This is a genomic window from Aeromonas sp. 604176 (assembly GCF_049170755.1).
GTDB classification, from domain to species: Bacteria; Pseudomonadota; Gammaproteobacteria; order Enterobacterales; family Aeromonadaceae; genus Aeromonas; species Aeromonas veronii_A.
Genome location: NZ_JAAKNE010000023.1, coordinates 1 through 22,778 on the forward strand (window position 1 = coordinate 1; position 22,778 = coordinate 22,778).

Below are 22,778 nucleotides of genomic sequence, written 5' to 3' on the forward strand. Positions count from 1 at the left end.
CAAGGGATAGAAATGCATAACGGCGTGATGAAGGCCTGGTTGGAGTCATCTCACCTGGCTGGTGCGAATGCAAGCTATATCGAGGATTTGTACGAATCCTTCCTGGAAAATCCTGACTCCGTGTCCGACGAGTGGCGCAGCCTGTTTAGCGAGCTGCCCCAGGTCAATGGCCATGCGGTTGAACAACCCCACTCCCAGGTCCGCGATTATTTCCGTCGTCTGGCCAAGGATCCCTCTCGCTACAGTGCCCCCGTCTCCGATCCGCAAGTGGATGCCAAGCAGGTGCGGGTATTGCAGCTGATCAACGCCTTCCGTTTCCGTGGTCACCAGAATGCCAATCTGGACCCGCTGGGCCTGTGGCAGCGTGAAACCGTTGCCGAACTGGATCCTGCGTTCCACAACCTGCAGGGCGCAGATATGGAGGCCACCTTCAATGTGGGCTCCTACGCCATCGGTCGCGAGACCATGGTGCTCTCCGACCTCTACGCCTCGCTGAAGAAGACCTACTGCGGCAGTATTGGCGCCGACTACATGCACCTCACCTCCACGGAAGAGAAACGCTGGCTGCAACAGCGTCTCGAATCCATTGAAGGGAAGGGGAGCTACACCCTCGAAGAGAAGACCCGTTTCCTCGAGAGCCTGACCGCCGCCGAAGGGCTGGAGAAATATCTGGGCGCCAAGTTCCCGGGAGCCAAGCGCTTCTCGCTGGAAGGTGGCGACGCCATGATCCCCATGCTCAAGGAGCTGATCCGTCGCGCCGGTGAGCAGGGCTGCAAAGAGGCCGTTATCGGTATGGCCCACCGCGGTCGCCTCAACGTGCTGATCAACGTGCTGGGCAAGCGCGCTCAGGATCTGTTCGACGAGTTTGCCGGCAAGCATGGCGAATCCTGGGGTACCGGTGATGTGAAGTACCATATGGGCTTCTCCTCCGACTTCGCCACCCCGGGTGGCAACGTCCACCTGGCGCTGGCGTTCAACCCCTCTCACCTCGAAATCGTCAACCCTGTGGTCATCGGCTCGGTCCGTGCCCGCATGGATCGTCGCGGTGACAAGGATGGCTCCAGCGTGTTGCCCATCACCATTCACGGTGACTCGGCCATGGCCGGTCAGGGCGTGGTGGCCGAGACCTTCAACATGTCCCAGACCCGCGCCTATGGTGTCGGCGGGACGGTGCGCATCGTCATCAACAACCAGGTTGGTTTCACCACCTCCTATATCCGTGACCTGCGCTCCACCGAATATTGCACCGACATCGCCAAGGCGGTGCAGGCGCCGGTGCTGCACGTCAACGGGGATGACCCGGAAGCCGTGGTGCTGGTGACCCAGATTGCACTGGATTACCGCAATACCTTCAAACGCGACGTGGTGATCGAGCTGGTCTGCTACCGTCGTCACGGTCACAACGAAGCGGATGAGCCGAGCGCCACCCAGCCTTTGATGTACCAGAAGATCAAGCAGCACCCGACCCCGCGCAAGATCTACGCCGATCAGCTGGTGGCCGAGGGGAGCCTCGCCCAGGAGCGGGCGACCGAACTGGTCAACGAGTATCGCGAAGCGCTGGATCGCGGCGAGCGGGTAAGCAAGGAGTGGCGGCCGATGGAGCTGCACTCCGTCGACTGGACCCCTTATCTGGGCCACGACTGGAATATGGCCTATGAGAGTGCCGTGCCAATGGATCAGCTCAAGAGCCTCGGCGAGCGGGTGAGCCAGTATCCGGCGACCCACGTGCTGCAGCGTCAGGTCGAGAAGATTTACGAAGACCGCCGTCTGATGGCTGCCGGCGAGAAGCTGGTGGATTGGGGCTTTGCCGAGACTCTGGCCTACGCCACTCTGGTGGACAAGGGTTCCCGCATCCGCTTTACCGGTGAAGACTCCGGCCGTGGCACCTTCTTCCACCGCCACGCCGTGCTGCACAACCAGACCGATGCCAGCACCTACACCCCGCTGTGCAACCTGCACGACGAGCAGGGGCCGTTCGAGATTTACGACTCGGTACTGACCGAGAACGCGGTACTGGCCTTTGAATATGGCTACGCCAGCGCCGAGCCGGCCGGCCTCACCATCTGGGAAGCCCAGTTCGGTGACTTCGCCAACTGCGCTCAGGTGGTGGTCGACCAGTTCCTCTCCTCCGGCGAACAGAAGTGGGGCCGGATGTGCGGCCTGACCATGTTGCTGCCGCACGGTTACGAGGGGCAGGGCCCGGAGCACTCCTCCGCCCGTCTGGAGCGTTATCTGCAGATGTGCGCCCAGCACAACATGCAGGTGTGCGTACCCTCAACCCCGGCTCAGGTATTCCACATGCTGCGCCGTCAGGTAGTGCGCCCGATGCGCCGTCCGCTCATCGTCATGACGCCCAAATCCCTGCTGCGCCATCCGCTGGCGGTGAGCAAGCTCGAAGATCTGGCGGAAGGCACCTTCCAGAACGCCATTGGCGAGATCGACGCGCTGGATCCGAAAGCGGTCAAGCGGGTGGTCTTCTGCTCCGGCAAGGTCTATTACGACCTGCTCGAAGCCCGTCGCAAGGCGGAGCAGAAGGATGTGGCGATCGTGCGGATCGAACAGCTCTACCCCTTCCCGGAAGAGGAAGTGCGCGCCATTCTGGCCGATTACAGCCACGTCACCGATTTTGTCTGGTGTCAGGAAGAGCCGCAAAACCAGGGTGCCTGGTACTGCACCCGTCACAACTACGATGACGTGCTGCCGACCGGAGCCACCCTGCGTTATGCCGGTCGCCCGGCGTCCGCCTCGCCGGCGGTTGGTTACATGTCCGTCCACGCCAAGCAGCAGAAAGCCTTGGTGGAAGATGCCCTTACTCTGGCCTAAGCCCTGAACAAGAAGTAACAAGGAACTGATTAGATGACTATCGAGATCAAGGTACCGGACCTGCCGGAATCAGTGGCGGATGCCACCATTGCCACCTGGCACAAGAAGCCGGGTGATCTGGTTGCCCGTGATGAAGTGCTGGTCGACATCGAAACCGACAAGGTGGTGCTGGAAGTGCCGGCACCGCAAGCTGGCGTGCTGGGCGACATCCTGCAGGCAGAGGGGGCAACCGTCCTCTCCCGCCAGCTGATCGCCACCATCAAGGCGGCAGCCGTAGCCGGTGAAGAGACCAAAGAGAAGCTGGCCGAAGCAGTTGCCGATGATGGCGCCGATGGCCTGAGCCCCTCCGTGCGCCGTCTGATTGGCGAGCACGACATCGACGTGGCCAAGTTGACCGGCACTGGCAAGGGTGGTCGCATCACCAAGGATGATGTGGAAGCCTACATCAAGGCGCTGAGCAAGCCTGCCGCAGCCGCTCCGGTTGCTGCTGCGCCGGTCGCACCGGTTGCCGCGCTGGCCGGTCGCAGCGAGAAGCGGGTGCCGATGACCCGTCTGCGCAAGCGCATCGCCGAGCGTCTGCTGGAAGCGAAAAACACCACCGCCATGCTGACCACCTTCAACGAGGTCAACATGAAGCCCATCATGGATCTGCGCAAGCAGTACGGCGAGATCTTCGAGAAGAAGCACGGCATCAAGCTCGGCTTCATGTCCTTCTACGTGAAGGCGGTAGTGGAGTCCCTCAAGCGCTATCCGGAAGTGAACGCCGGGCTGGATGGTGACGACATCGTCTACCACAACTACTTCGACGTCAGCATCGCCGTCTCCACCCCCCGTGGTCTGGTGACTCCAGTGCTGCGCGACTGCGACAACATGAGCCTGGCGGACATCGAGAAGGCCATCAAGGATCTGGCCGGCAAGGGCCGCGACGGCAAACTGACCGTGGATGAGCTGACTGGCGGCAACTTCACCATCACCAACGGTGGTGTGTTCGGTTCCCTGATGTCCACCCCGATCATCAACCCGCCCCAGAGCGCCATTCTGGGCATGCACAAGATCCAGGATCGCCCGATGGCCGTTGACGGCAAGGTCGAGATCCTGCCGATGATGTACCTGGCCCTCTCCTACGATCACCGTCTCATCGACGGGCGTGAATCGGTAGGCTTCCTGGTCTCCGTCAAGGAGCTGCTGGAAGATCCGACCCGCCTGCTGCTGGACGTCTGAGCAACCAACTGAAAGATAACGAGGGGCCCCCGAGGCCCCCACTCACAGGGGATTGAGAAACACGAGCCCCGGACGGAAATACCTACAACACGGATAGAGCATCTATGAATCTGCATGAATATCAGGCAAAACAGCTGTTTGCCGAGTATGGCCTGCCGGTCTCCGAAGGTTATGCCTGTGCTACCCCGCAGGAAGCGGCCGAAGCGGCCGACAAGATTGGCGGCAATACCTGGGTCGTCAAATGCCAGGTACACGCCGGTGGTCGCGGCAAGGCGGGCGGTGTGAAAGTGGCCAAGAGCAAGGACGAGATCCGTGCCTTCGCCCAGAACTGGCTGGGCAAGAATCTGGTGACCTACCAGACTGACGCCAACGGCCAGCCGGTCACCAAGATCCTGGTTGAATCCTGCACCGACATCGCCAAAGAGCTCTACCTGGGCGCCGTGGTTGACCGTGGCTCCCGTCGCGTGGTCTTCATGGCATCTACCGAAGGTGGCGTGGACATCGAGAAGATCGCCCACGAAACCCCTCATCTGATCCACAAGGCCACCCTGGACCCGCTGGTTGGCCCGCAGCCCTATCAGGCCCGCGAGCTGGCTTTCAAACTGGGTCTGGTCGGCGATCAGATCAAACAGTTCACCAAGATCTTCATGGGTCTGGGCCAGATGTTCCTCGACTGCGACTTCGCGCTGCTGGAGATCAACCCGCTGGTGATCACCGCGCAGGGCAACCTGCACTGCCTGGATGGCAAGATCAACATCGACGCCAACGCCCTCTATCGTCAGCCCAAGCTGCGCGAGATGCACGACCCGTCTCAGGATGACCCCCGCGAAGCGCACGCTGCCCAGTGGGAGCTCAACTATGTGGCCCTCGATGGCAACATCGGCTGCATGGTCAACGGCGCAGGTCTGGCCATGGGCACCATGGACATCGTCAACCTGCACGGCGGCAAGCCGGCCAACTTCCTTGACGTCGGCGGCGGCGCCACCAAGGAGCGCGTAACCGAGGCGTTCAAGATCATCCTCTCCGACAGCAACGTCAAAGCGGTGCTGGTCAACATCTTCGGCGGCATCGTGCGCTGCGACATGATCGCGGAAGGCATCATAGGTGCGGTCAAGGAAGTGGGGGTCAAGGTGCCCGTCGTGGTTCGTCTGGAAGGCAACAACGCCGAGCTGGGGGGGATCAAGCTGGCCGAGAGCGGCCTCAACATCATTGCGGCCAAGAGTCTGACCGATGCCGCGCAGCAAGTCGTCAAAGCAGCGGAGGCCAACTGATGAGCGTACTGATCAACAAGGACACCCGAGTCATCTGCCAGGGCTTTACCGGCGGTCAGGGTACTTTCCACTCCGAGCAGGCGCTCTCCTACGGCACCCAGCTGGTCGGCGGCGTCTCCCCGGGCAAGGGCGGCACCACCCATCTGGGCCTGCCGGTGTTCAACACCGTCCGTGACGCAGTCGAAGCGACCGGCGCCACCGCCACCGTCATCTATGTGCCGGCACCGTTCTGCAAGGACGCGATCCTGGAAGCGATCGATGCGGGCATCAAGCTCATCGTCACCATCACCGAAGGCATCCCGACGCTGGATATGCTGGACGTCAAAGTGAAGCTGCAAGAGACCGGCGTGCGGATGATCGGCCCCAACTGCCCGGGCGTTATCACTCCGGGTGAGTGCAAGATCGGCATCATGCCGGGCCACATTCACAAGCCGGGCAAGGTGGGCATCGTCTCCCGCTCCGGCACCCTGACCTACGAAGCGGTCAAGCAGACCACTGACGAGGGCTTTGGCCAGTCCACCTGCGTCGGTATTGGTGGCGACCCCATCCCGGGCTCCAACTTTATCGACATTCTGGAAATGTTCCAGAACGACCCGCAGACCGAAGCGATCGTGATGATCGGCGAGATCGGCGGCAACGCCGAGGAGGACGCGGCTGCCTATATCAAGGCCCACGTCACCAAGCCGGTGGTCTCCTATATCGCGGGTGTTACTGCCCCTCCCGGCAAGCGGATGGGCCACGCTGGCGCCATCATCTCCGGTGGCAAGGGTACCGCCGCCGAGAAGTTTGCCGCGCTGGAAGATGCTGGCGTGAAAACCGTCCGTTCCCTGGCCGATATCGGCAAGGCCCTGCGCGAAGTAACCGGCTGGTAATTCCCGTTAGCCCGTTATCTCTAATAAAAATGCCGCCCGATGGGCGGCGTTTTTATTATGATGGATACGTTCTTCTTTATCGTAAGCACGAATTAGCTTTTTGCGATTCGAACTTACAATATAATTTTAACTATGGTTAAGGTTTTTTAGATTCGAATAAAGCCTTTATCTTTCCTAATGAGTCAAGTGCTCCATCAAGTGTTTGATGAACAGGTGTCTTGTCCCCATGCTTCTTATCTAATGTGTCTGATGCATTTTTTGATACAGCATCAATGGCTGCCTCAAGAAGTTTATTCATGAGTACAGGGGTTTCCTCCCCTAACGCCTCAATTTGAGCCTTGAAATTTTGGAATGATTTTGCCAAGGCTTCCTTATGCGCATATTCTTGCTGTAAACGTAATGCTTCACTTCTTCTTTTTGATGAGAACAACGCTAACCAAATTACAGGTATAATTATCGGTGCTTTATATAAAATATTAGAGGCCAATGTTGTTAATTCTGGAATGTTATGAAACTTTATATAAAACCAACCAAGCTCTTGAGTCATTGATACAAGTGCAGTAAAAATTAAACAGGCAATTGTACCGTAGAATATTATTGTGTTTTGAATAATCGGACCATCAAAGCTGACTTTCATTTCTCTATATGCGCTTGCTAAACCAGCGCTAGTTGCACTAGGGAGTAAACTCTCTATCTCTTCAACAAGAGTTTTATATTTTAACTCTTGAGTTTCTTTGAATTTTTCTAGTTCTTTTTTTCTAGTGTCAATTTCTGATTTCAATCCTCCTTTTCTATTTTCATCATCCTGAAGTTCACCAAAAACTAGATTGTAATAATTACTGAAGTCATCAATCTTTGACCTGAGCTTTACAAGTTGGGATGCGCTTTCTTTCGCATCTGACTCTATATTATCGAGAGCAACTTTTATTTTCTGTTCTACAGAGTCATCGGTTGAAGTTCCCTCAAAGAGAATTTCAGAGAAATTCAGTATTTTTTCATGGGCTTGAGTTATTTCTGACTCAAACTCTTCCATCCTAGTCTTTAAACTTTTGTTCACGGAGTTATTAAAATAATCTTCATCTAGGTTTGTGATTTTTTCACTAATTATTTCGCAGTTTTCCAGTTCTGATGCTGCGTTATTCTTTATTTTTTCAATTTCATCTAACAGGTAATCGGCGTCAGATTGGATAGAGTCAAATTTTGTGGTGATTTCTCTATTAATTGAGTCTAGGCTTATAGAAATCTCTTTTGTATAGGATGAAAAGGCTGTTTTAGCCGCTCTAGCTGCCTTTCCTGTTATTACTTGGTATGGGCGTATATAAGTTAACAGATTATCCAAGTTAGAGTTGGCTTGAATGATATGTTGAATATTTCGGCTGCTATTAAAGCTCGATATGCTTTGCAGACACGCAGTAGCTTGGCTTGAAAAATTGCTCCATGTTTGCTCTGGTATTAATTCTGGGTCGCAGGCTAATAAAAGTTCATTTATAAATGCTACAACTTTCTTGAGTCTTGCTATTTCAGTTGTATCGGTGATGACTGTTTTATCATCTGAGTTGATACTATCTTTTAACGATACAATTTGAGACCAAGTATCTTGGAAGGGATGCTTTTCAAAATTTTCTATCCAGCGACTCATAAATAACACCAAAAAAGTTAATACAAAATGTCATGTAAGTATGAAATATAATAATCACTCAAACGAAAGCTAATTCTTAAAGTCACAACCCAATATAATCTTTATTGAAAATGCAACCTTAGAAAACAACATCAACTAAGGCGGTTTATCCTCAATTGAGGCATGGTAACTGACGCAGTGAACTATGCAAACTGAATGAAGACAAAAAGCAGTCGGAGATCAATAAATTTGTTAACAAGGTGATTGGTGGCGATTTTTTGAACTCTTGACTTTAAAAAGCGACACGAATTCGGATTATGGGGGGGGGAGTATGTCATAGTTATTGCCTGCCGCCAGAATTGAACAAACCAAGATTGTTGCGCAGCGTCAACGTTGTCTGGAGCTGTCCTGCTGATGCATCAATTCTGCTGACGCAGGGGTCAATCAGCTGGTCATGTTGCTTGATAATGTCCCTCTGGTTTCACCTGTAAACTGCCGACCCAAGGGGCGGCAGTTTCAATAAATATGGTCTTGGGAAGGCTATTTATCCGCCTTGCCCGCCGCATCGGCAAGTTTGGCCAGCTGTTTGTCATACCAGGCCACCGGGCGGTTTTCATCTTCCGCACGCTCCTTGCGCCTGATGGCGTTGCGCACCGCCATGGCGCCCAGCCAGCGGAATGGCTCTGGCGGGAAGTAGCCACGCGGGCCGCTGACTAGGGCGCAGTCGCGCCACGGTTTGTCCGCTTCCCGCACCTCATCGCGCACCAAGGCCGCCAGGATCTGGCCGCCGATCCAGCTTTGCGCCACTCCGTTGCCGGAGTAGCCGAGGCCATAGACAATATTGGGCTGCCCTCGCCAGTGGCCGAAGAAGGGGAGGCCATCCACCGAGCGGTCGGAGGCGCCGCACCAGCTGGCGGCGATGGGCACCTCTTTAAGCGCCGGAAAGAAGCGGTGCAGGGTGCGGGTGAGGGGGGCAAGATAACGGCTCGGCGCATTGAACTCGGCCAGATGGCGGTTGGCAAAGGCGAAGGTGTTGCCCCCCTTGCCCAGCATCAGCCGCCCTTGCGGGGTGGAGCGGTAGTAATGCACAAAGGTGCGGCCATCCACCACGGAGCGGCCGTGCTCAAGCTGCTGGGCAGCCAGTGCATCCGGCGCGGGGTCGGTTATCACCATATCGGAGGAGACCAGCACTATGCTGCGGCGAAACTCGCGAAAGTGCTGCACCATGGCGCTGTTGAGGGCCAGCAGCACCTTGCGGGCACGCACCTCGCCCTGTGGCGTTGGCACCCGCGCAGGCTGGCCCGCCTCAAGGCGCCGCATGGGGGAGTGTTCATAGACCTCGACCCCCAGTTCCCGCGCCACCCGCAGCAGGCCACGCACCAACAGCGCCGGTTGCACCGAGCCCGCGTGGGGGCTGTAGAGCCCTTCCAGATGGACGTGGGAGCCGCTCTGGCTCGCCAGTTCACCCTCTTCAATAGCCTGCCACTGGTTAAGACCGGCTCGCTTGAGTTCCTGCAATACCGGCTCCATCAGGCCGCGCTGGGCCTCGCTGGTGGCGGTGTAACAGGTGCCCTCGACCCTCAGCTGCGCCTCTATGTTGTGCGTTTCGCAGAAGCGGGCAATCTCGTGTACCGCCTGCTCGGATCTTTGCATCAGCCAGGCGGCCTGCTCTTCGCCAAAGAGGCGCTTTAACGTCAGATATTTGGCCGACCAGGTGAGCAGGCAGCCGCCGTTGCGCCCGGAGGCGCCGCTGCCGCAGCGATCTTTCTCCAGCACCATGATGCGCAAGTGTGGCTCGGCCTGTTTAAGGGCGATGGCGCTCCACAGCCCGGTAAAGCCGCCACCGACGATGCAGACATCGACCTCGTGGTGGCCGTGAAGGGGCGTGGGCGGCGCGGGCTGTTCGGCGGCGAGCGCCTCGGCCAGCCAGAAGGGGAGAGTGGACATGATGACTCCTCGATAAGGTTATTGGTGGCGCCAGCGCTGGGTGCGATCCAGCAGGGCGCGGCTCAAAAAGAGTTGGAGCAGCTTGACGGTGGCGGCGGCCAGCAGGATCAGGGTGGCCATGGCGGCGGCCGCGGCGGTATCGCCGGAATCCTCCATGTTCAGCACGGCGATGGAGGCGAGCACGCTGTCGCTCGAGTAGAGGAAGATCACCGCCGAGGTGGTGGTCATGGCGTTGACGAACAGATAGATAAAGATCTCCAGCAGTGCGGGCAGGGAGGCGGGCAGGGTGACTCGCCAGAACGCCTTCCAGAGCGGAATGCGCAATGAGATGGCCACCAGCTCCAGCTCCTTGGGCAACTGCTTGAGGCTGGTCAGCGCCGTCATATGGCCCACCGTGTAGTAGTGGATGACGCAGGAGAGCACCATCAGCGGCAGGGTGCCATAGAGGCTGCCAAAGAGCGGATTGCCGTTGAAAAAGAAGATGTAACCGAGCCCCAGCACCATGCCGGGTACCGCCAGCGACAGCATGGCGAGCAGATGCAACAGCTGGCGCAGCGGCGCAAAGTAGCGCCCCTTCTCCTGCGCCCAGGCCAGCACCATCACCAGCACGGTGCCGATAAGCGCGGTATAGAGGCCCAGCTGCAAGGTGTTGGTAAAGGGCTGCCAGCCGTAGACGCTATTGCTGTCAAAGGCGTAGTGATCCAGCGTAAGCTCGAGGTTGTAGGGCCAGAACTGCACCAGGGAGCCGTAAACGGCCATCCCCACCAGCGCCAGAAACAGCAAGGCCCAGAGCGTGCACCAACCGAGCGCCAGCAGATCCCGCAGCCGATGGGGTTTGGGTTGATAGGGCACCGCCTTGGTGCTGCTCTGCTCCTGCATCTTGCTGCGCACTCTGTGCTCGAGTGCAAAGCTCAACAGTGCCGGCAGCAGCAGGGTAACGCTGGCAACGGCGCCGAGTGAGAAGTTCTGCATCCCGATCACCTGCCGGTAGATATCGGTAGCCAGCACGCTGTACTGGCCGCCAATCACCTTGGCTACCCCGAAGTCGCAGATGGTGAGGGTGAAGACGGCGATGGCGGCGCTGAGCAGGCCATAACGGGCGGTAGGCAGGGTGACGGTGACAAAGGTGCGCCAGCCGCTGCTGCCCAGCACCCGGGAGGCTTCATAGAGGCGGGCGTCGCTCTGACCCAGCGCCGTGATAAGGATCATCAGGGCGTGGGGGAAGCACCAGAAGCCAAGGCCAATGACGATGCCGATGGGGCCGTAGATGCTCTCGCCGCCGAGCAGCCCCTTGGCGATCCCCTGATTGCCAAACCAGTAGACCAGACTGATGGCGGGCAACAGGGAGGGCATCAACAGCGGGATCAAACCGATGAGGCGAAACAGGGGCTTGCCCGGCATACAGGTGCGGGTGAGGGCGTAGGCGTAGCCAAAGGCGATGGTCACCACCAGCGCGGTGATCAGCACCCCGAGCCAGAGGGTGTTGCCGATGGTGCGCCCCAGATGAGGGGAGTCGAAGTAGGCGCTGAAGTTGGCAAGGCCCACCCAGAGGCCGTTCTCATCCTGCAGACTTTTTTGCAGCATGGTGAGCAGTGGCAGCAGCAGACCGCCGGTGAGCAGGGCGATGCCGAGCACCAGCAGGATCAGTTGCAGCAGCTGATCCCGGCTCCAGCCGCGACAGAGCCGCTGCCAGCGAGAGTCTTGGCGGGCTGTCGCTGGCGGCAACAGGGAGGAGGTCGCGAAGGGGGCTGTCATGGGCGATCTCCTTCAAACAGCTGCATCGCTCCGGCGGGCCAGTGCAGCGAGCAGCGCATGCCGCTGCGCCAGCCACCCTGTTCGTGGCGGGGCAGCTCGTGGGTCGGGCGCTCCACCAGGATCTGCTGCGGGCCCAGATAGGTGTCGGCGGTGCAGATAAGGCGCTGGGCGGCGCCGAGAAACTCCACCTGATCGATGGTTACTTCAACGCCATGTTGGCCAAGATACGGCTCGCTCGGCGCACTCAGGGTGATCGCCTCGGGGCGGATCGCCACCTGCAATTTGCTGCCGGCAGCGGCCTGGTTGGCGAGTTGCAGCGGTTGTTCGTTGAGGCGCACCTGAGTGGGGCTCAGCACCAGGGTCTCGAGGAAGTTCATGGTGCCGACAAAGCTTGCCACGAAGCGGCTGGCAGGCTGGTGGTAGATCTCCTGCGGGGTGCCCACCTGTACGATGCGGCCGCCCTCCATCACTACGATGCGGTCGGCCATGGTCAGCGCCTCTTCCTGATCGTGGGTCACCATGATGGTGGTGATGCCAAGGCGCTGCTGCAGGGCGCGGATCTCGCTGCGAAGATGGGTGCGCACCAGTGCATCCAGCGCGCTGAGCGGTTCGTCCAGCAGCAACAAACCGGGGGAGAGGGCGAGCGCCCGGGCCAGCGCCACCCGCTGCTGCTGGCCGCCGGAGATCTGGCTCGGGTATTTGTGGGACTGGGCAGTTAGATCCACCAGCCCCAGCCAGTGATCGACCCGCTCCTTGATGAGATCCCGCGCCAGCCCCTGATTCTCAAGGCCGAAGGCGATGTTCTGGGCCACCGTCAGGTTGGGGAAGAGGGCATAGGACTGAAACACGATGCCAAAATCGCGCTCCTGGGGCGGCAGGCGGGAGATATTGCGCCCCCCTTGCCAGATCTCGCCGTTGTCCGGCAGATCCAAGCCGGCGATGGCTCTGAGCAGGGTGGTTTTGCCGCAGCCGGAGGGGCCGAGAAAGCAGATAAACTCCCCCGGCTCAATGGTCAGAGAGATCCCCTTGAGGGCCTGAAAAGCACCGAACTGCTTGTTGAGATGTTGAATGTCCAGATAGGGCTGGGTCATGGTTCGACTCGCTACTGATTTGGTATATACCAGTTTGCGGGTGAAGTGTGACGGTCAGGTGATCGGGGGATGACAGCTTGATGACAGTCAGATGAGATCGGGTCGTCAGCAAGTGGCTGGGCCCTGTGTGGATGGGCGAAGCGTCGCTAATTGAAGGCAATGCAAACTCGGGAAGTTAAAACCAAAAAGCGAAGGCCAACAGCTGTTGGCCTTCGACTGGCAGTTTATTGGCAGCGGTGTGTCTGGCGTGAACAAATCGCCGCCCTTCACGCTTACTGTTTGGCTTCGGTCTTGCCGTCGAAGCTGGCGCTCCACTGGGCCAGGATGGCGTTACGCTCGCGGGCTGCCCAGCTAAAGTCGTTGTCGATCATCTGGCCTTTGATATCCGCCGGATAGCCCGCTCTCGGTTGGGCCACATCGGGGATGGCGACCACGGCGAACGATTTGTTGTAGAGGGCGTTGGCCTGTTCGGTGGCGGCAAAGTCGAGCAGCTGTTTGGCGGCATCCAGCTTGGGGGTGCCTTTGATGATGGCGGCAGCTTCCATATCCCAACCTGACCCCTCTTTCGGGAACACCACCTCGATGGGGGCACCCTTGGCCTTGAGGCTGGTGGCCGGGAAGTCGAAGGAGATCCCGATCACCGTCTCGCCGCTGGCGGCCAGCTTGCAGGGGGCGGAGCCCGAGTGGGTGTAACGGTCGATGTTCTGGTGCAGGCCGTTCATGAATTGCCAGCCCTGCTGCTCGCCCATGGTCTGCAGCCAGCCAGCAACGCTCAGGTAACCGGTGCCGGAGGAGCTGGGGTTGGGCATGATCACCTTGCCCTTGTAGATGGGCTTGGTGAGGTCGGCCCAGCTGGTGGGGGCCGGGATCCCCTGTTTCTCCGCCTCTACCTTGTTGAAGCAGATGGCGCTGAAGAAGGCGTCCAGACCGATCCAGTGCGGCTCGGCCTTGCTGTCGCGAAAGCGGCTGTCGAGCTTCTCCAGTCCTTTCGGTGCATAGGCATTGAGCATCTGCTGCTGATCGAGCTGCATCAGGCTGGTGGCGGCCAGTCCCCATACCACATCCGCTTTGGGCTGGGCTTTTTCTGCCAGCAAGCGGGCGGTGACAACGCCGGTGGAGTCACGCACCCACTTGATGTTGATGTCCGGATGCTGGCGTTCGAACGCGGTTTTCAGCTCGTTGAGCTGCTCCGGTTCGAAGGCGGTGTAGACGGTGAGATCGGTCGCGGCCAGTGCCGGGGCGGTCATGGCAGCCAGCACGGCGGCGGCCAGCAGATGGGTTCCCTGTTTCATCCTCTTCTCCAGTTAAATTGGTTTGGTATAAACCAGATTGGTCGAGAGAGAGGCTAGGGGATCTTTATGACGTGACCGTGACAGCCCCGTGACGTTTTGCCGTTCCTGATTTATCCGTGACTAATCCTGGGTATCCACCTCGATCTCCAGACTGTCGTGACGCCAGTACTCCAGATCGAAGTCGAGCACCCGTCCGTGCTGATCGAAGTTGAGCCGCTCGAGGCGCAGGGCGGGTAGGCCAGCGGTGGCCCCCAGCGCCTTGGCCACTTCGTCCGGCAGGGCGGTGGGGAAAAAGCGCACCTGCATGCGGGCGTAGTGGAGATCGTAATGGGCTTGGTAGATCTCGGTCAGGCTGCCGTTGAGATCCAGCGCCAGCAGGCCGGGCACCCGCTCGGGCAGGCAGTGGTTCTCGCAGTAGCAGATGGCGCGCCCGTTGGCGTAGCGCAGTCGCTTGAGCAAAAAGAGGCTGTCAAACGGCTTGAGCTGCAGTTGCGCCATCAACGCGGGCGGCACCGCCTGGCGGCTTTTCTCCAGCAGCTCGGTGTGCGGTTCTCCTCCTTGCTCCCGCACTATCTGGTGAAAGTTGGAGGTGCGTCTGGGGTTCAAGCGAAAGCGCGGCGGGGTGACGAACCAGCCGCGGCGATCCTCCCGATAGATAAGGCCGTTCGCCTCCAGCTGCACCAGCGCCTCGCGGATGGTGACTCTTGTTGTGCCATAGAGTTCCCCCAGCAGCCGCTCGGAGGGGAGCTTGTCGTTGGGGGCCAGACCCCCTGCCAAGATCTGGTTGGCGAGGGCATCCTTGATCTGCAGATATTGCGGTTTGCTCATGAAAATCCCTGGTTATGCAATGAGTTGGGCAATGGGCTGGGCACAGGACAGGTCATCTGCCCGGTCGTTTCACGGCAACATCAACATGCGTTGGTAGATACCAGAATCGCCCCTGTTGTTCAGGCTTCCTAGATTATCGCGATCCCTGCGCTGAAAATGAATTTTTTGTTGCACGTAGCGCCACCCCTTTGACCTTGGCGGGGGAGTTACCCACAATGTGCTCATTCTGGTATATACCAATAGGAGCGAAATCATGATCCATATTCCTGCGGCCCCCGCCGCCGTCGATTACCTGCTGCTGACCCCGGGCCCCCTCTCGACCACCGCCACGGTGCGCGCCGCCATGCTGCAAGACAGCTGTACCTGGGATGCGGACTACAACCAAGGCGTGGTGGAGCCCATCCGCCGCGAGCTGGTGCGCCTCGCCACCGGCCCTGAATATGAAAGTGACTACAGCGCCGTCTTGCTGCAGGGCAGTGGCAGCTATGTGGTGGAGAGCGTACTGGGCTCGGCGATAGGCGTCGATGAGTGTCTGCTGATCATCAACAACGGCGCCTACGGTGCCCGCATGGGGGAGATGGCCCGTTGTCTTGGCCTGCGTCACCATGAGCTCGATTGCGGTGAGACCACCCGCCCCGAACCCGCCGCCATCGAGGCGATGCTGGCGCGCCACCCCGAGATCACCCATTTGGCCATGGTACATTGCGAGACCACCACCGGCATGCTCAATCCGCTCGATGAGGTGGCTGCGCTCTGCCAGCGCCGCGGCATCCGCCTGATCGTCGATGCCATGAGCAGCTTTGGCGGTATACCCATCGACATGGGACACCTTGGCATCGAGTTTCTCATCAGCTCGGCCAACAAGTGCATTCAGGGGGTGCCGGGCTTTGGCTTCGTCATCGCTCGCCGCGCCGCGCTGGTGGCCTGCGCCGGTCGCGCCCGCTCGGTCTCCCTCGACCTGCACGCCCAGTGGCAGACCATGGAGCAGCAGGGGGGCAAGTGGCGCTTTACCTCGCCCACCCATACTGTGCTTGCCTTTTCCCAGGCCCTGCGTGAGCTGGACGAGGAGGGGGGCATTGAAGCCCGTCATCAGCGCTACAGTGAAAATCAGCGTACGCTGGTGGCGGGGATGGCTGCGCTTGGCTTTGCGCCGCTGCTGCCAGAACAGTGGCAATCCCCCATCATCACCGCCTTCTACTCTCCGGCCCACCCTGACTACCGCTTCGCCGATTTCTACCAGCGGCTCAAGGCGCAGGGCTTTGTTATCTATCCGGGCAAGGTCTCCCAAGCCGATTGCTTCCGTATCGGCAATATCGGCGACGTGACCCCTGAGCGGGTGCGCGATCTGCTCGCCGCCATGGCCAGCGCCTGCTACTGGCAAGGGGACGCGCGATGACCAGCATGCTGGCTCAGGGTCGTGATCTGCGTGGTCGCGATTTGTATGACCATAAGCTGCACGGCAGTGGCCGCGCCGACAGCGAAGGGGATATCAACCTCGGCGAGGGGCGGGCGCGCTGGTGGGCGGGCCAGAGCGAAGATGTACAGGCCGGATTGGTGGAGGATAGCCGCTACTTTCTCCATCAGGCACTCTCCACCCCCTGTCTGGATTTGATCGAGGGGGCGCAGGGGAGCTGGTTGACCAGCGTATCGGGCAAGCGTTACCTCGATTTTCACGGCAACAGCGTTCATCAGCTGGGTCACGGTCACCCCAGGGTGGTGGCCGCGGTGCAGCAGCAACTCGCCGATCTGCCGTTCGCGCCCCGCCGCTACACCCATCAGGTTGCCATCGACTGCGCCCGCACCCTGGCCGAGCTGGCCCCGGGCGATCTCAACCGGGTGCTGTTCGCCCCCGGCGGCAGCGAGGTGGTGGGGATTGCCCTGAAGCTCGCCCGTTTCATCACCGGCAACAGCAAGGTGGTGTCCCTGTGGGATGCCTTTCACGGCGCCTCCCTCGATGCCATCTCGGTCGGCGGCGAGGCCTGTTTTCGCGCTGGTATGGGCCCCTTGATGGCCGGCGTGGAGCGCATCCCGCCGCCCACCCGTTATCGCGGTGTCTGGTATCGCGGGGAGGGGGATGACCTGCACTACGCCGATTATCTGGAGTACGTCATCGAGAAGGAGGGAGGCATCGGCGCCTTTATCGCCGAACCTATCCGCAACACCGATGTGCAGGTGCCCTCGAAGGCCTACTGGCAGCGGGTGCGGGAGATCTGCGATCGCCACAAGGTGCTGTTGATCGTCGACGAGATCCCCAATGCCCTGGGGCGCACTGGCCACTGGTTCAGCTTTGAAGAGTTCGGCATCGAACCCGACATCATCTGTCTGGGCAAGGGGTTGGGGGGCGGGGTGGTGCCGTTTGCGGCGCTCATCACCCGCGACCGTTTCAATCAGGCGGCAGCTATTTCGCTCGGTCACTACACCCACGAGAAGAGCCCCATCGGCTGCGCGGCGGCGCTCGCGACCATCGCTACCATCCGTGAAGAGGGATTGCTGGCAAAAGCGCAGGAGGATGGCCGCTTTATGGCGGCCGAGCTCGGCAAGTTGGCCGAGCGTCACCCGCTGATAGGACAAGTACGCGGTATCGGTATGCTCTGGGCGCTCGATCTGGTGGTCGATCACCAGAGTCGTGCCCGCAATAGCCAGGCCGCCGAGCGGCTGCTCTACCGCTGTCTGGAACTGGGGCTCAGCTTCAAGGTCTCTCAGGGCAATGTCATCCAGCTCTCGCCGCCGCTCAATATCGCCCGCGCCGATCTGGTGCGCGCCATCACCATTCTCGATCGCGCCCTTGGCGAGATCGCACTTTCACCGAAACAGGAACACCACCATGACTGACTTGCAGATTGCTGTAGACCCGACCACCGACGTGGAGGCGCTGATCCTCGATTGGGCTGGTACCGTCGTCGATTTTGGCTCCTTCGCCCCCACCTCCATCTTCGTCGAGGCCTTCGCCCGCGCCTATGACTTTCCCGTGACCCTGGATGAGGCGCGCCAGCCCATGGGCCTTGGCAAGTGGGATCATATCGCCGCGCTGGGCCGTCTGCCCTCGTTGGATGCGCGTTGGCAGGCCCGCTTCGGCCATCCTATGAGCCACGCCGAGGTGGACCACATTTATCACACCTTTATGCCGCTGCAGATTGCCGCCGTGACCCGCTTTGCCGCCCCCATCCCCGGCGTGTTGCCGGTGCTGGATGCTCTGCGGGAACAGGGACTGCGCATCGGCTCCTGCTCCGGTTATCCCCGTCCGGTGATGGAGGCGCTGGTGCCTGCGGCGGCCGCTCACGGCTATCGCCCGGATCACTGGGTCGCCACTGACGATCTCAAGGCAGGTGGTCGCCCCGGCCCCTGGATGGCGCTGGCCAACGTGATTGAGCTCGGAGTGAGCGCCGTGCATCGCTGCATCAAGGTGGATGACGCCGTGCCGGGTATCAGCGAAGGGCTTAACGCGGGCATGTGGACGGTGGGATTGTCGGTTTCCGGCAACGAATTTGGCGCCACCTGGGACGAGTTTGTCGCCATGAGCGAGCCGGAGATCGCCGCCCGGCGCGCACCGGCCGAGGCCAAACTGCGGGCGGCGGGTGCTCATTACGTCATCGACACTCTGGCGGATATCGCCCCGGTCGTTGCCGATATCAACCGCCGTCTGGCCGCTGGCGAACGACCTTAAGCGGGTGTCGAGATAAACCTGCCAAGGTGGCCCAATAACAAAACACCCCCGCATGGGGGTGTTTTGCATTGATTGGCATTGCGCAGTGCTTGGCAGGAAGAAGAAGGCGCTAACGTCCTGAAAAGATGCAACGGATCTGCCGGGCTAGCCACCCATCATTCGCGCGGTCTGAATTGCCTCGATCAGTGCGGCCCGGTTGATGCGGGGTCGCTCTTCATCGAGCAGTTGCTGCCATAGCGCAATGGCCTGACGGTAGCGACCATGCAGAAAGTGATCGGAGGCGAGCAGCATCAGGGCGCTCACTTCCCCCCCATCCTGCGTGAGGGCGCTCTCCAGTAGGCGGGTTGCCTCGGGAGTCAGCTGCTGGCCCGCCTGATAGTAGAGCACGGTAGCCTGCGCGGCTTGAGTCGCAGCGCTGGCGCCCCCTTCTTGCAGGGCGAGACGCTGGTAGGCGAGCAGGGCGTTGTCGTACTCGTCCCGATAGAGATAGAGCTGACCGAGCGCCGCCCAGCTGTCGAGATCGGCAGGATTGCGCTGAAGCTTCTGATGCAGACTCCCCAGTTCCTTGTCCTGCAGATCCCGCGGGCTTAATCCCGCCAGCGGATCGGGACGGGATGCATAATCCTGCCATGCCTGATAGCGGCCGCTGCTGAGATAGCCAGCGGCAACAGCCGCGATGGCCAAGAGGCCAAGCAGCAACAAGGCCCGCCCGTGCCGGTTATTGCGGCCGCGATTGTCACGCTGGCTGGCCAGTTGCGCACGCAGGGTCAGCTCAGCCGCCGGGATAGCGCTGGCCAGGCGGGCGGCAACTAGCTCCTGGTAGAGTGGTTGGTCGGGGGAGAGGCCTGACTGCTCCCCGTGCATGATCAGCAAATTCAATTCGCTGCGCGGATCGGCGGCGGGTTGAGGGGGGGCCTCAACGATGGCCTTAACGGCAGGGATGGGTTGCGCCTTTGTGCGCGTTAGGCGGCGAAACAGGGTCAACAGCGCCAGCCCCAACAGCAGCAGGGGGCCGCCCCACAGCAGCGCCGTGCTGCTCTTGAAGGGGGGATCGTAGCGGACGAAATCACCGAAGCGCTCCGTCATGCGGGCGATCACCTGCTCATCAGACTGTCCCTCGTCCACCCAGCGGTAGACTTCGAGCCGCAGATCCCGCGCGATGGGGGAGTTGGACTCCACCAGATTCTGGTTCTGGCACTGGGGGCAGCGCAGGGCGCGGGCCAATTCCTGAGCGCGGTTTTGCAGCTCGGGGTGGCGAAATTGATAGGTATCGACCCCGCTGGAATATGCAGTTGCACTCAGCAGCATGCCGAGGGCCAGCAGGGGGCAGGCAAGAGAACGGCACATCATGGCTGTGTCTCCCGAGCTGATGTTGCAATAGATGGCGCAATTGCGGGTGCCGTTGTAGCGGCCTTTATCTGTGCGTCAGTTCGCGCCTGGTCGAGCAGGGGGGCAAACTGGCGTAGCCAGATCTCGTTGGTGAGCTCGCCGGTGTGGCGGGCAAGTAGGGCGCCATCAGCATCAAAGAGATAGGTCTCCGGCGTGCCGTAGACGCCGAGCTCCAGCGCCAGTTTGCCGTCGGGGTCGGCCAGCACGGCGCGATAGGGGTTGCCCGCCTGAATAAGCCAGGCGCGTGCGGCATCTCCCTTGTCCCGGTAGTTGAGGCCGTAGAGGGGCACTGTGCCCGCGAGCTCGCTGAGTAGCGGATGCTCGGCGCGGCAGTTGGCGCACCAGCTGGCCCAGACGTTAAGGACAAAGGGCTCCCCCTTGAGGCTGGCGGTCTGGATCGGACTCCCGTCCAGCAGATCGTCGCTCTGCCACGCAGGCAGGGTACGCCCGAGCGTCGCCTCATCCTGGCTATAGGGATTGTTGCCAAGGCCGAGCCAGAGCAGGGCGCCGAGGCTCAGGGTCAGCAGCAGGGGAACAAAGAGGCGCAGGCGGGATCTCATAAGGCCTCCTGTTCGAGCTTGTGATGGGAGGTGCCAACCGCAACGGGGCGGCGGGCGAGCAGACGCAGGGTACCGCCTGCCATCATCAACAGGCCGCCGAGCCAGATCCAGCGCACCAGCGGTTTGTAGTGCAGCCGCATGGCATAGGCATCTGGTCCCATCTTCTCACCCAGCACCACGTAAAGATCGCCGAGCATTCCCCACGCGATGCCCGGTTCGTTCATGTTCATGGTGCGCACGCTGTAGTGGCGCCGCTCCGGCGTCAGCCGCGCCACCTCTTTACCGTTCTTGTGCACGCTAAGCGTGATCCGCTCGGCGGTATAGTTGGGGCCAATTACCGGCTCGCGCCCCTCATAGCGAAACTCGAACGCGCCGAGCGGGTAGGGCTGGTTGGCACTTAGCACAGTGCCCCCTTCCTGACTGTGGTGACTCACCTGCGCGATGCCAAGGGCGCACACCGCTACCCCGAGGTGGGCCAGCAAGCTGCCAAACCGATTGAGGGTGAACTCGCGCAGCAATGTCGGTTGCATGAGCGGGAGCAGCAGGCTGGCCATCAGCCAGAGGCTCACCATATTGGCGAGGATGCCAATCCAGCTACCGGAAAACGATCCCTGTTCCAGATAGGTAAGGCTAAGCAGCCCGCCGCCAAGCAGGCCAAACAGCGGCGGTAACAGAGCGTTTAGTCGGGAATGTGCCGCAAGCTGCTGCCAGCGCAGGCGCGGCAGCTGGGTCATCAGCGCCATCAGGCAGAGGGCCAGCGGCACGAAGATGGTATTGAAATAGGGGGCGCCCACCGAGAGCGATCCAAGATGGAGCGACTGGAACACCATGGGGTAGAAGGTGCCGAGCAGCACGCTGGCGCAGGCCACGCAGAGCAGCAGGATGGCGGCGCCGAGCAGCCCCTCCTTTGACCGCAAGCCAAAGCGGGCGTAGGGGGCGCGAATGTCCGCCCGCAGGGCAAACAGGGTGAGGGCGCAGGTCAATAGCAAGCCGAGCAGCAACAACAGGGTGAGGCCGCGGCTGGGGTCCACCGCAAAGGCGTGCACCGAGGTGAGTATCCCGGAGCGCACCACGAAGGTGCCGAGCAGGCTCAAGGCGAAGGTGAAGATGGAGAGCAACAGCACGGCGTGGCCGTAGGCGCCGCGCTTCTCGCAGACAATCAGGGCGTGCAGCAGAGCGGTGCCGAGCAGCCAGGGCAAGAGGGAGGCATTTTCCACCGGATCCCAGAACCACCAGCCGCCCCAGCCGAGCTCGTAATAGGCCCACCAGGAGCCCAGCACGATGCCGGCGGTGAGAAACACCCAGGAGCCGAGCGCCCAGGGTCGGCTCCAGTGGGCCACGGCGCCATCGAGCCTGCCCGAGTGCAGCGCCGCCATGGCGAAGGCGAAGTTGACCGCAAAGCCGACGTAACCGAGATAGAGCAGGGGTGGGTGGATGATGAGGCCGATATCCTGCAGCATGGGGTTGAGATCACGCCCCTCCAGCGGCCCCGGGAACTGGCGGTCAAACGGGCTGGAGAAGATCAGGGTATAGAGGCCGAACAGCCCGACGATCAGCCCCATGATGGCCAATACCCGGGTGCGGATGAGCGGATCGACCCGCTTGGAGCAAAGTGCCACCAGAGCGCCCCACAGCCCCAGCGCAAAGACGAAGAAGAGCATGGAGCCCTCGTGGCCACCCCATACCGCCGCCAGCTTGAAGCCAAGAGGCAGGGCGCTGTTGGCGTGCTGGGCCACATAGACCAGGGTGAAGTCATCCTGGCCAAAACAGCTGGCGAGCAGCAGCAGGGCGGCCCCGAGCAGGAGGGCGACCAAGAGGGCCAGCGGTGTTGCGCAGCCCAGCAGCGGGCGTGAGGCGAGCCGCAATCCCAGCCAGGGCAGCAGCCCTTGCAGCAGGGCGAGTCCGGTCGCCAGCAACAGTGAGAGATAGCCGAGCTCCGCCAGCACATAACCTCCAAATGCAATTAGACATTAATTGAATTAATGACAAATTTCAGTCTTTCAACTCAGGTTCGGAAGGCGCTTCTGAGTAGACGTGGATCGTTTCCACAATGGTGCTTTGAGGAAACGCGCCTTTGAAATAGAGCCAATGTTCGTCATCCGAAGGGACTGAGGGGGTATCAAGACAATCATTGACTCGATAGATGGTTACGCCAGCTTTCTTTAATTCTGGGATGGACATTCGGATGACATGGCCGTTGGCAAACCTTCCATTTCCCAAGGCATAGCGTTTGGCTACTTCAAAATGCGGGGTAGTCGATATCCCTCCCGTTGGTTCACCATTCCCACCGTATTCGTGTGAGTGAATGGTATTAGTGATAGAGAGTCCGCATGTGAAATCGGAGTCTCCGCATTGAACTCTGTCATCACCAAACTCAGCGCCTTGCTCCGGATCATCCGATAGCGATTTGGGAACCATTGCATCGGTCACTGTCATATGGCAGTTGA

General features: G+C 60.2%; 17 protein-coding genes. 7 read left to right on the forward strand and 10 right to left on the reverse strand.

Annotated features, from left to right (window positions below):
• Positions 1-12: 12 nt before the first annotated feature.
• The 4 genes from sucA (at position 13) to sucD (ending at position 6,187) form a co-directional block, all read left to right on the forward strand.
• On the forward strand, positions 13-2,823 hold the full coding sequence (sucA, locus tag G5358_RS06165; protein WP_421305856.1) for a 2-oxoglutarate dehydrogenase E1 component: 2,811 nt from the start codon (positions 13-15) through the stop codon (positions 2,821-2,823).
• A 33-nt stretch (positions 2,824-2,856) separates the two neighbouring features.
• A complete protein-coding gene (gene odhB, locus G5358_RS06170; RefSeq protein ID WP_421323801.1) occupies positions 2,857-4,044 on the forward strand; it encodes a 2-oxoglutarate dehydrogenase complex dihydrolipoyllysine-residue succinyltransferase in 1,188 nt (395 codons plus the stop codon).
• 104 nt (positions 4,045-4,148) lie between these two features.
• On the forward strand, positions 4,149-5,315 hold the full coding sequence (sucC, locus tag G5358_RS06175) for an ADP-forming succinate--CoA ligase subunit beta (protein WP_005346090.1): 1,167 nt from the start codon (positions 4,149-4,151) through the stop codon (positions 5,313-5,315).
• The gene (sucD, locus tag G5358_RS06180; RefSeq protein ID WP_005346088.1) at positions 5,315-6,187 is read left to right on the forward strand and encodes a succinate--CoA ligase subunit alpha; all 873 of its coding nucleotides are present in this window, start codon (positions 5,315-5,317) and stop codon (positions 6,185-6,187) included. Before sucC ends, sucD begins: the two co-directional genes overlap by 1 nt.
• 136 nt (positions 6,188-6,323) lie before the next feature.
• Here sucD and G5358_RS06185 read toward each other — a convergent pair whose 3' ends face one another.
• The 6 genes from G5358_RS06185 to phnR all read right to left on the reverse strand — a co-directional run bounded on the left by G5358_RS06185 (position 6,324) and on the right by phnR (position 14,718).
• Positions 6,324-7,826: a hypothetical protein gene (locus G5358_RS06185; RefSeq protein ID WP_227342704.1), complete on the reverse strand. Its 1,503-nt coding sequence runs from the start codon at positions 7,824-7,826 to the stop codon at positions 6,324-6,326.
• 519 nt (positions 7,827-8,345) lie between these two features.
• Positions 8,346-9,752 (reverse strand): FAD-dependent oxidoreductase, encoded by a 1,407-nt coding sequence (locus tag G5358_RS06190; RefSeq protein ID WP_421323802.1) that lies wholly within the window; start codon positions 9,750-9,752, stop codon positions 8,346-8,348.
• Positions 9,753-9,770: 18 nt separating this feature from the next.
• Entirely contained in the window at positions 9,771-11,507 is a 1,737-nt protein-coding gene (locus tag G5358_RS06195) for a putative 2-aminoethylphosphonate ABC transporter permease subunit (protein WP_421323803.1), read from the reverse strand.
• Positions 11,504-12,598 (reverse strand): putative 2-aminoethylphosphonate ABC transporter ATP-binding protein, encoded by a 1,095-nt coding sequence (locus tag G5358_RS06200; protein WP_421323804.1) that lies wholly within the window; start codon positions 12,596-12,598, stop codon positions 11,504-11,506. Before G5358_RS06200 ends, G5358_RS06195 begins: the two co-directional genes overlap by 4 nt.
• 272 nt (positions 12,599-12,870) lie before the next feature.
• Positions 12,871-13,890 carry a putative 2-aminoethylphosphonate ABC transporter substrate-binding protein gene (locus tag G5358_RS06205; RefSeq protein ID WP_139440599.1) on the reverse strand — a complete coding sequence of 340 codons (1,020 nt, stop codon included), beginning with the start codon at positions 13,888-13,890 and terminating at the stop codon, positions 12,871-12,873.
• 120 nt (positions 13,891-14,010) lie between these two features.
• Positions 14,011-14,718 carry a phosphonate utilization transcriptional regulator PhnR gene (gene phnR, locus G5358_RS06210; RefSeq protein WP_005352498.1) on the reverse strand — a complete coding sequence of 236 codons (708 nt, stop codon included), beginning with the start codon at positions 14,716-14,718 and terminating at the stop codon, positions 14,011-14,013.
• Between the two features lie 253 nt (positions 14,719-14,971).
• Between phnR and phnW the strand changes: the two genes are divergently transcribed.
• From phnW to phnX, 3 genes are read left to right on the forward strand one after another with little or no spacing between them, the layout of a single operon-like run.
• Positions 14,972-16,114 (forward strand): 2-aminoethylphosphonate--pyruvate transaminase, encoded by a 1,143-nt coding sequence (gene phnW / locus G5358_RS06215; RefSeq protein ID WP_216953476.1) that lies wholly within the window; start codon positions 14,972-14,974, stop codon positions 16,112-16,114.
• Positions 16,111-17,550, forward strand: a complete 1,440-nt coding sequence (locus G5358_RS06220) for an aspartate aminotransferase family protein (RefSeq protein WP_216953477.1) — start codon at positions 16,111-16,113, stop codon at positions 17,548-17,550. Before phnW ends, G5358_RS06220 begins: the two co-directional genes overlap by 4 nt.
• Entirely contained in the window at positions 17,543-18,382 is an 840-nt protein-coding gene (gene phnX, locus G5358_RS06225) for a phosphonoacetaldehyde hydrolase (RefSeq protein ID WP_216953478.1), read from the forward strand. The genes G5358_RS06220 and phnX overlap by 8 nt, the downstream gene beginning before the upstream one ends.
• Positions 18,383-18,526: 144 nt before the next feature.
• Here phnX and nrfF read toward each other — a convergent pair whose 3' ends face one another.
• From nrfF to G5358_RS06245, 4 genes are read right to left on the reverse strand one after another with little or no spacing between them, the layout of a single operon-like run.
• Positions 18,527-19,732: a heme lyase NrfEFG subunit NrfF gene (gene nrfF, locus G5358_RS06230; protein ID WP_421323805.1), complete on the reverse strand. Its 1,206-nt coding sequence runs from the start codon at positions 19,730-19,732 to the stop codon at positions 18,527-18,529.
• Positions 19,729-20,331, reverse strand: coding sequence for a DsbE family thiol:disulfide interchange protein (locus tag G5358_RS06235; RefSeq protein WP_128814936.1), 603 nt, complete (start codon positions 20,329-20,331; stop codon positions 19,729-19,731). The genes nrfF and G5358_RS06235 overlap by 4 nt, the downstream gene beginning before the upstream one ends.
• Positions 20,328-22,277, reverse strand: a complete 1,950-nt coding sequence (gene nrfE, locus G5358_RS06240) for a heme lyase NrfEFG subunit NrfE (protein ID WP_421323806.1) — start codon at positions 22,275-22,277, stop codon at positions 20,328-20,330. Before nrfE ends, G5358_RS06235 begins: the two co-directional genes overlap by 4 nt.
• A gap of 46 nt (positions 22,278-22,323) precedes the next feature.
• Entirely contained in the window at positions 22,324-22,767 is a 444-nt protein-coding gene (locus tag G5358_RS06245) for a hypothetical protein (protein WP_216953480.1), read from the reverse strand.
• Between the last annotated feature and the right edge of the window lie 11 nt (positions 22,768-22,778).

Bases quoted from the DNA above. Each gene is read 5' to 3' on its own strand.
- G5358_RS06195 (WP_421323803.1), bottom strand. From the start codon at position 11,507: ATGACAGCCCCCTTCGCGACCTCCTCCCTGTTGCCGCCAGCGACAGCC.
- phnX (WP_216953478.1), top strand. From the start codon at position 17,543: ATGACTGACTTGCAGATTGCTGTAGACCCGACCACCGACGTGGAGGCG.
- G5358_RS06220 (WP_216953477.1), top strand. From the start codon at position 16,111: ATGACCAGCATGCTGGCTCAGGGTCGTGATCTGCGTGGTCGCGATTTG.
- phnR (WP_005352498.1), bottom strand. From the start codon at position 14,718: ATGAGCAAACCGCAATATCTGCAGATCAAGGATGCCCTCGCCAACCAG.
- odhB (WP_421323801.1), top strand. From the start codon at position 2,857: ATGACTATCGAGATCAAGGTACCGGACCTGCCGGAATCAGTGGCGGAT.
- G5358_RS06185 (WP_227342704.1), bottom strand. From the start codon at position 7,826: ATGAGTCGCTGGATAGAAAATTTTGAAAAGCATCCCTTCCAAGATACT.
- phnW (WP_216953476.1), top strand. From the start codon at position 14,972: ATGATCCATATTCCTGCGGCCCCCGCCGCCGTCGATTACCTGCTGCTG.
- G5358_RS06245 (WP_216953480.1), bottom strand. From the start codon at position 22,767: ATGACAGTGACCGATGCAATGGTTCCCAAATCGCTATCGGATGATCCG.
- G5358_RS06235 (WP_128814936.1), bottom strand. From the start codon at position 20,331: ATGAGATCCCGCCTGCGCCTCTTTGTTCCCCTGCTGCTGACCCTGAGC.
- sucD (WP_005346088.1), top strand. From the start codon at position 5,315: ATGAGCGTACTGATCAACAAGGACACCCGAGTCATCTGCCAGGGCTTT.
- sucC (WP_005346090.1), top strand. From the start codon at position 4,149: ATGAATCTGCATGAATATCAGGCAAAACAGCTGTTTGCCGAGTATGGC.
- G5358_RS06190 (WP_421323802.1), bottom strand. From the start codon at position 9,752: ATGTCCACTCTCCCCTTCTGGCTGGCCGAGGCGCTCGCCGCCGAACAG.
- sucA (WP_421305856.1), top strand. From the start codon at position 13: ATGCATAACGGCGTGATGAAGGCCTGGTTGGAGTCATCTCACCTGGCT.
- G5358_RS06205 (WP_139440599.1), bottom strand. From the start codon at position 13,890: ATGAAACAGGGAACCCATCTGCTGGCCGCCGCCGTGCTGGCTGCCATG.
- G5358_RS06200 (WP_421323804.1), bottom strand. From the start codon at position 12,598: ATGACCCAGCCCTATCTGGACATTCAACATCTCAACAAGCAGTTCGGT.
- nrfF (WP_421323805.1), bottom strand. From the start codon at position 19,732: ATGATGTGCCGTTCTCTTGCCTGCCCCCTGCTGGCCCTCGGCATGCTG.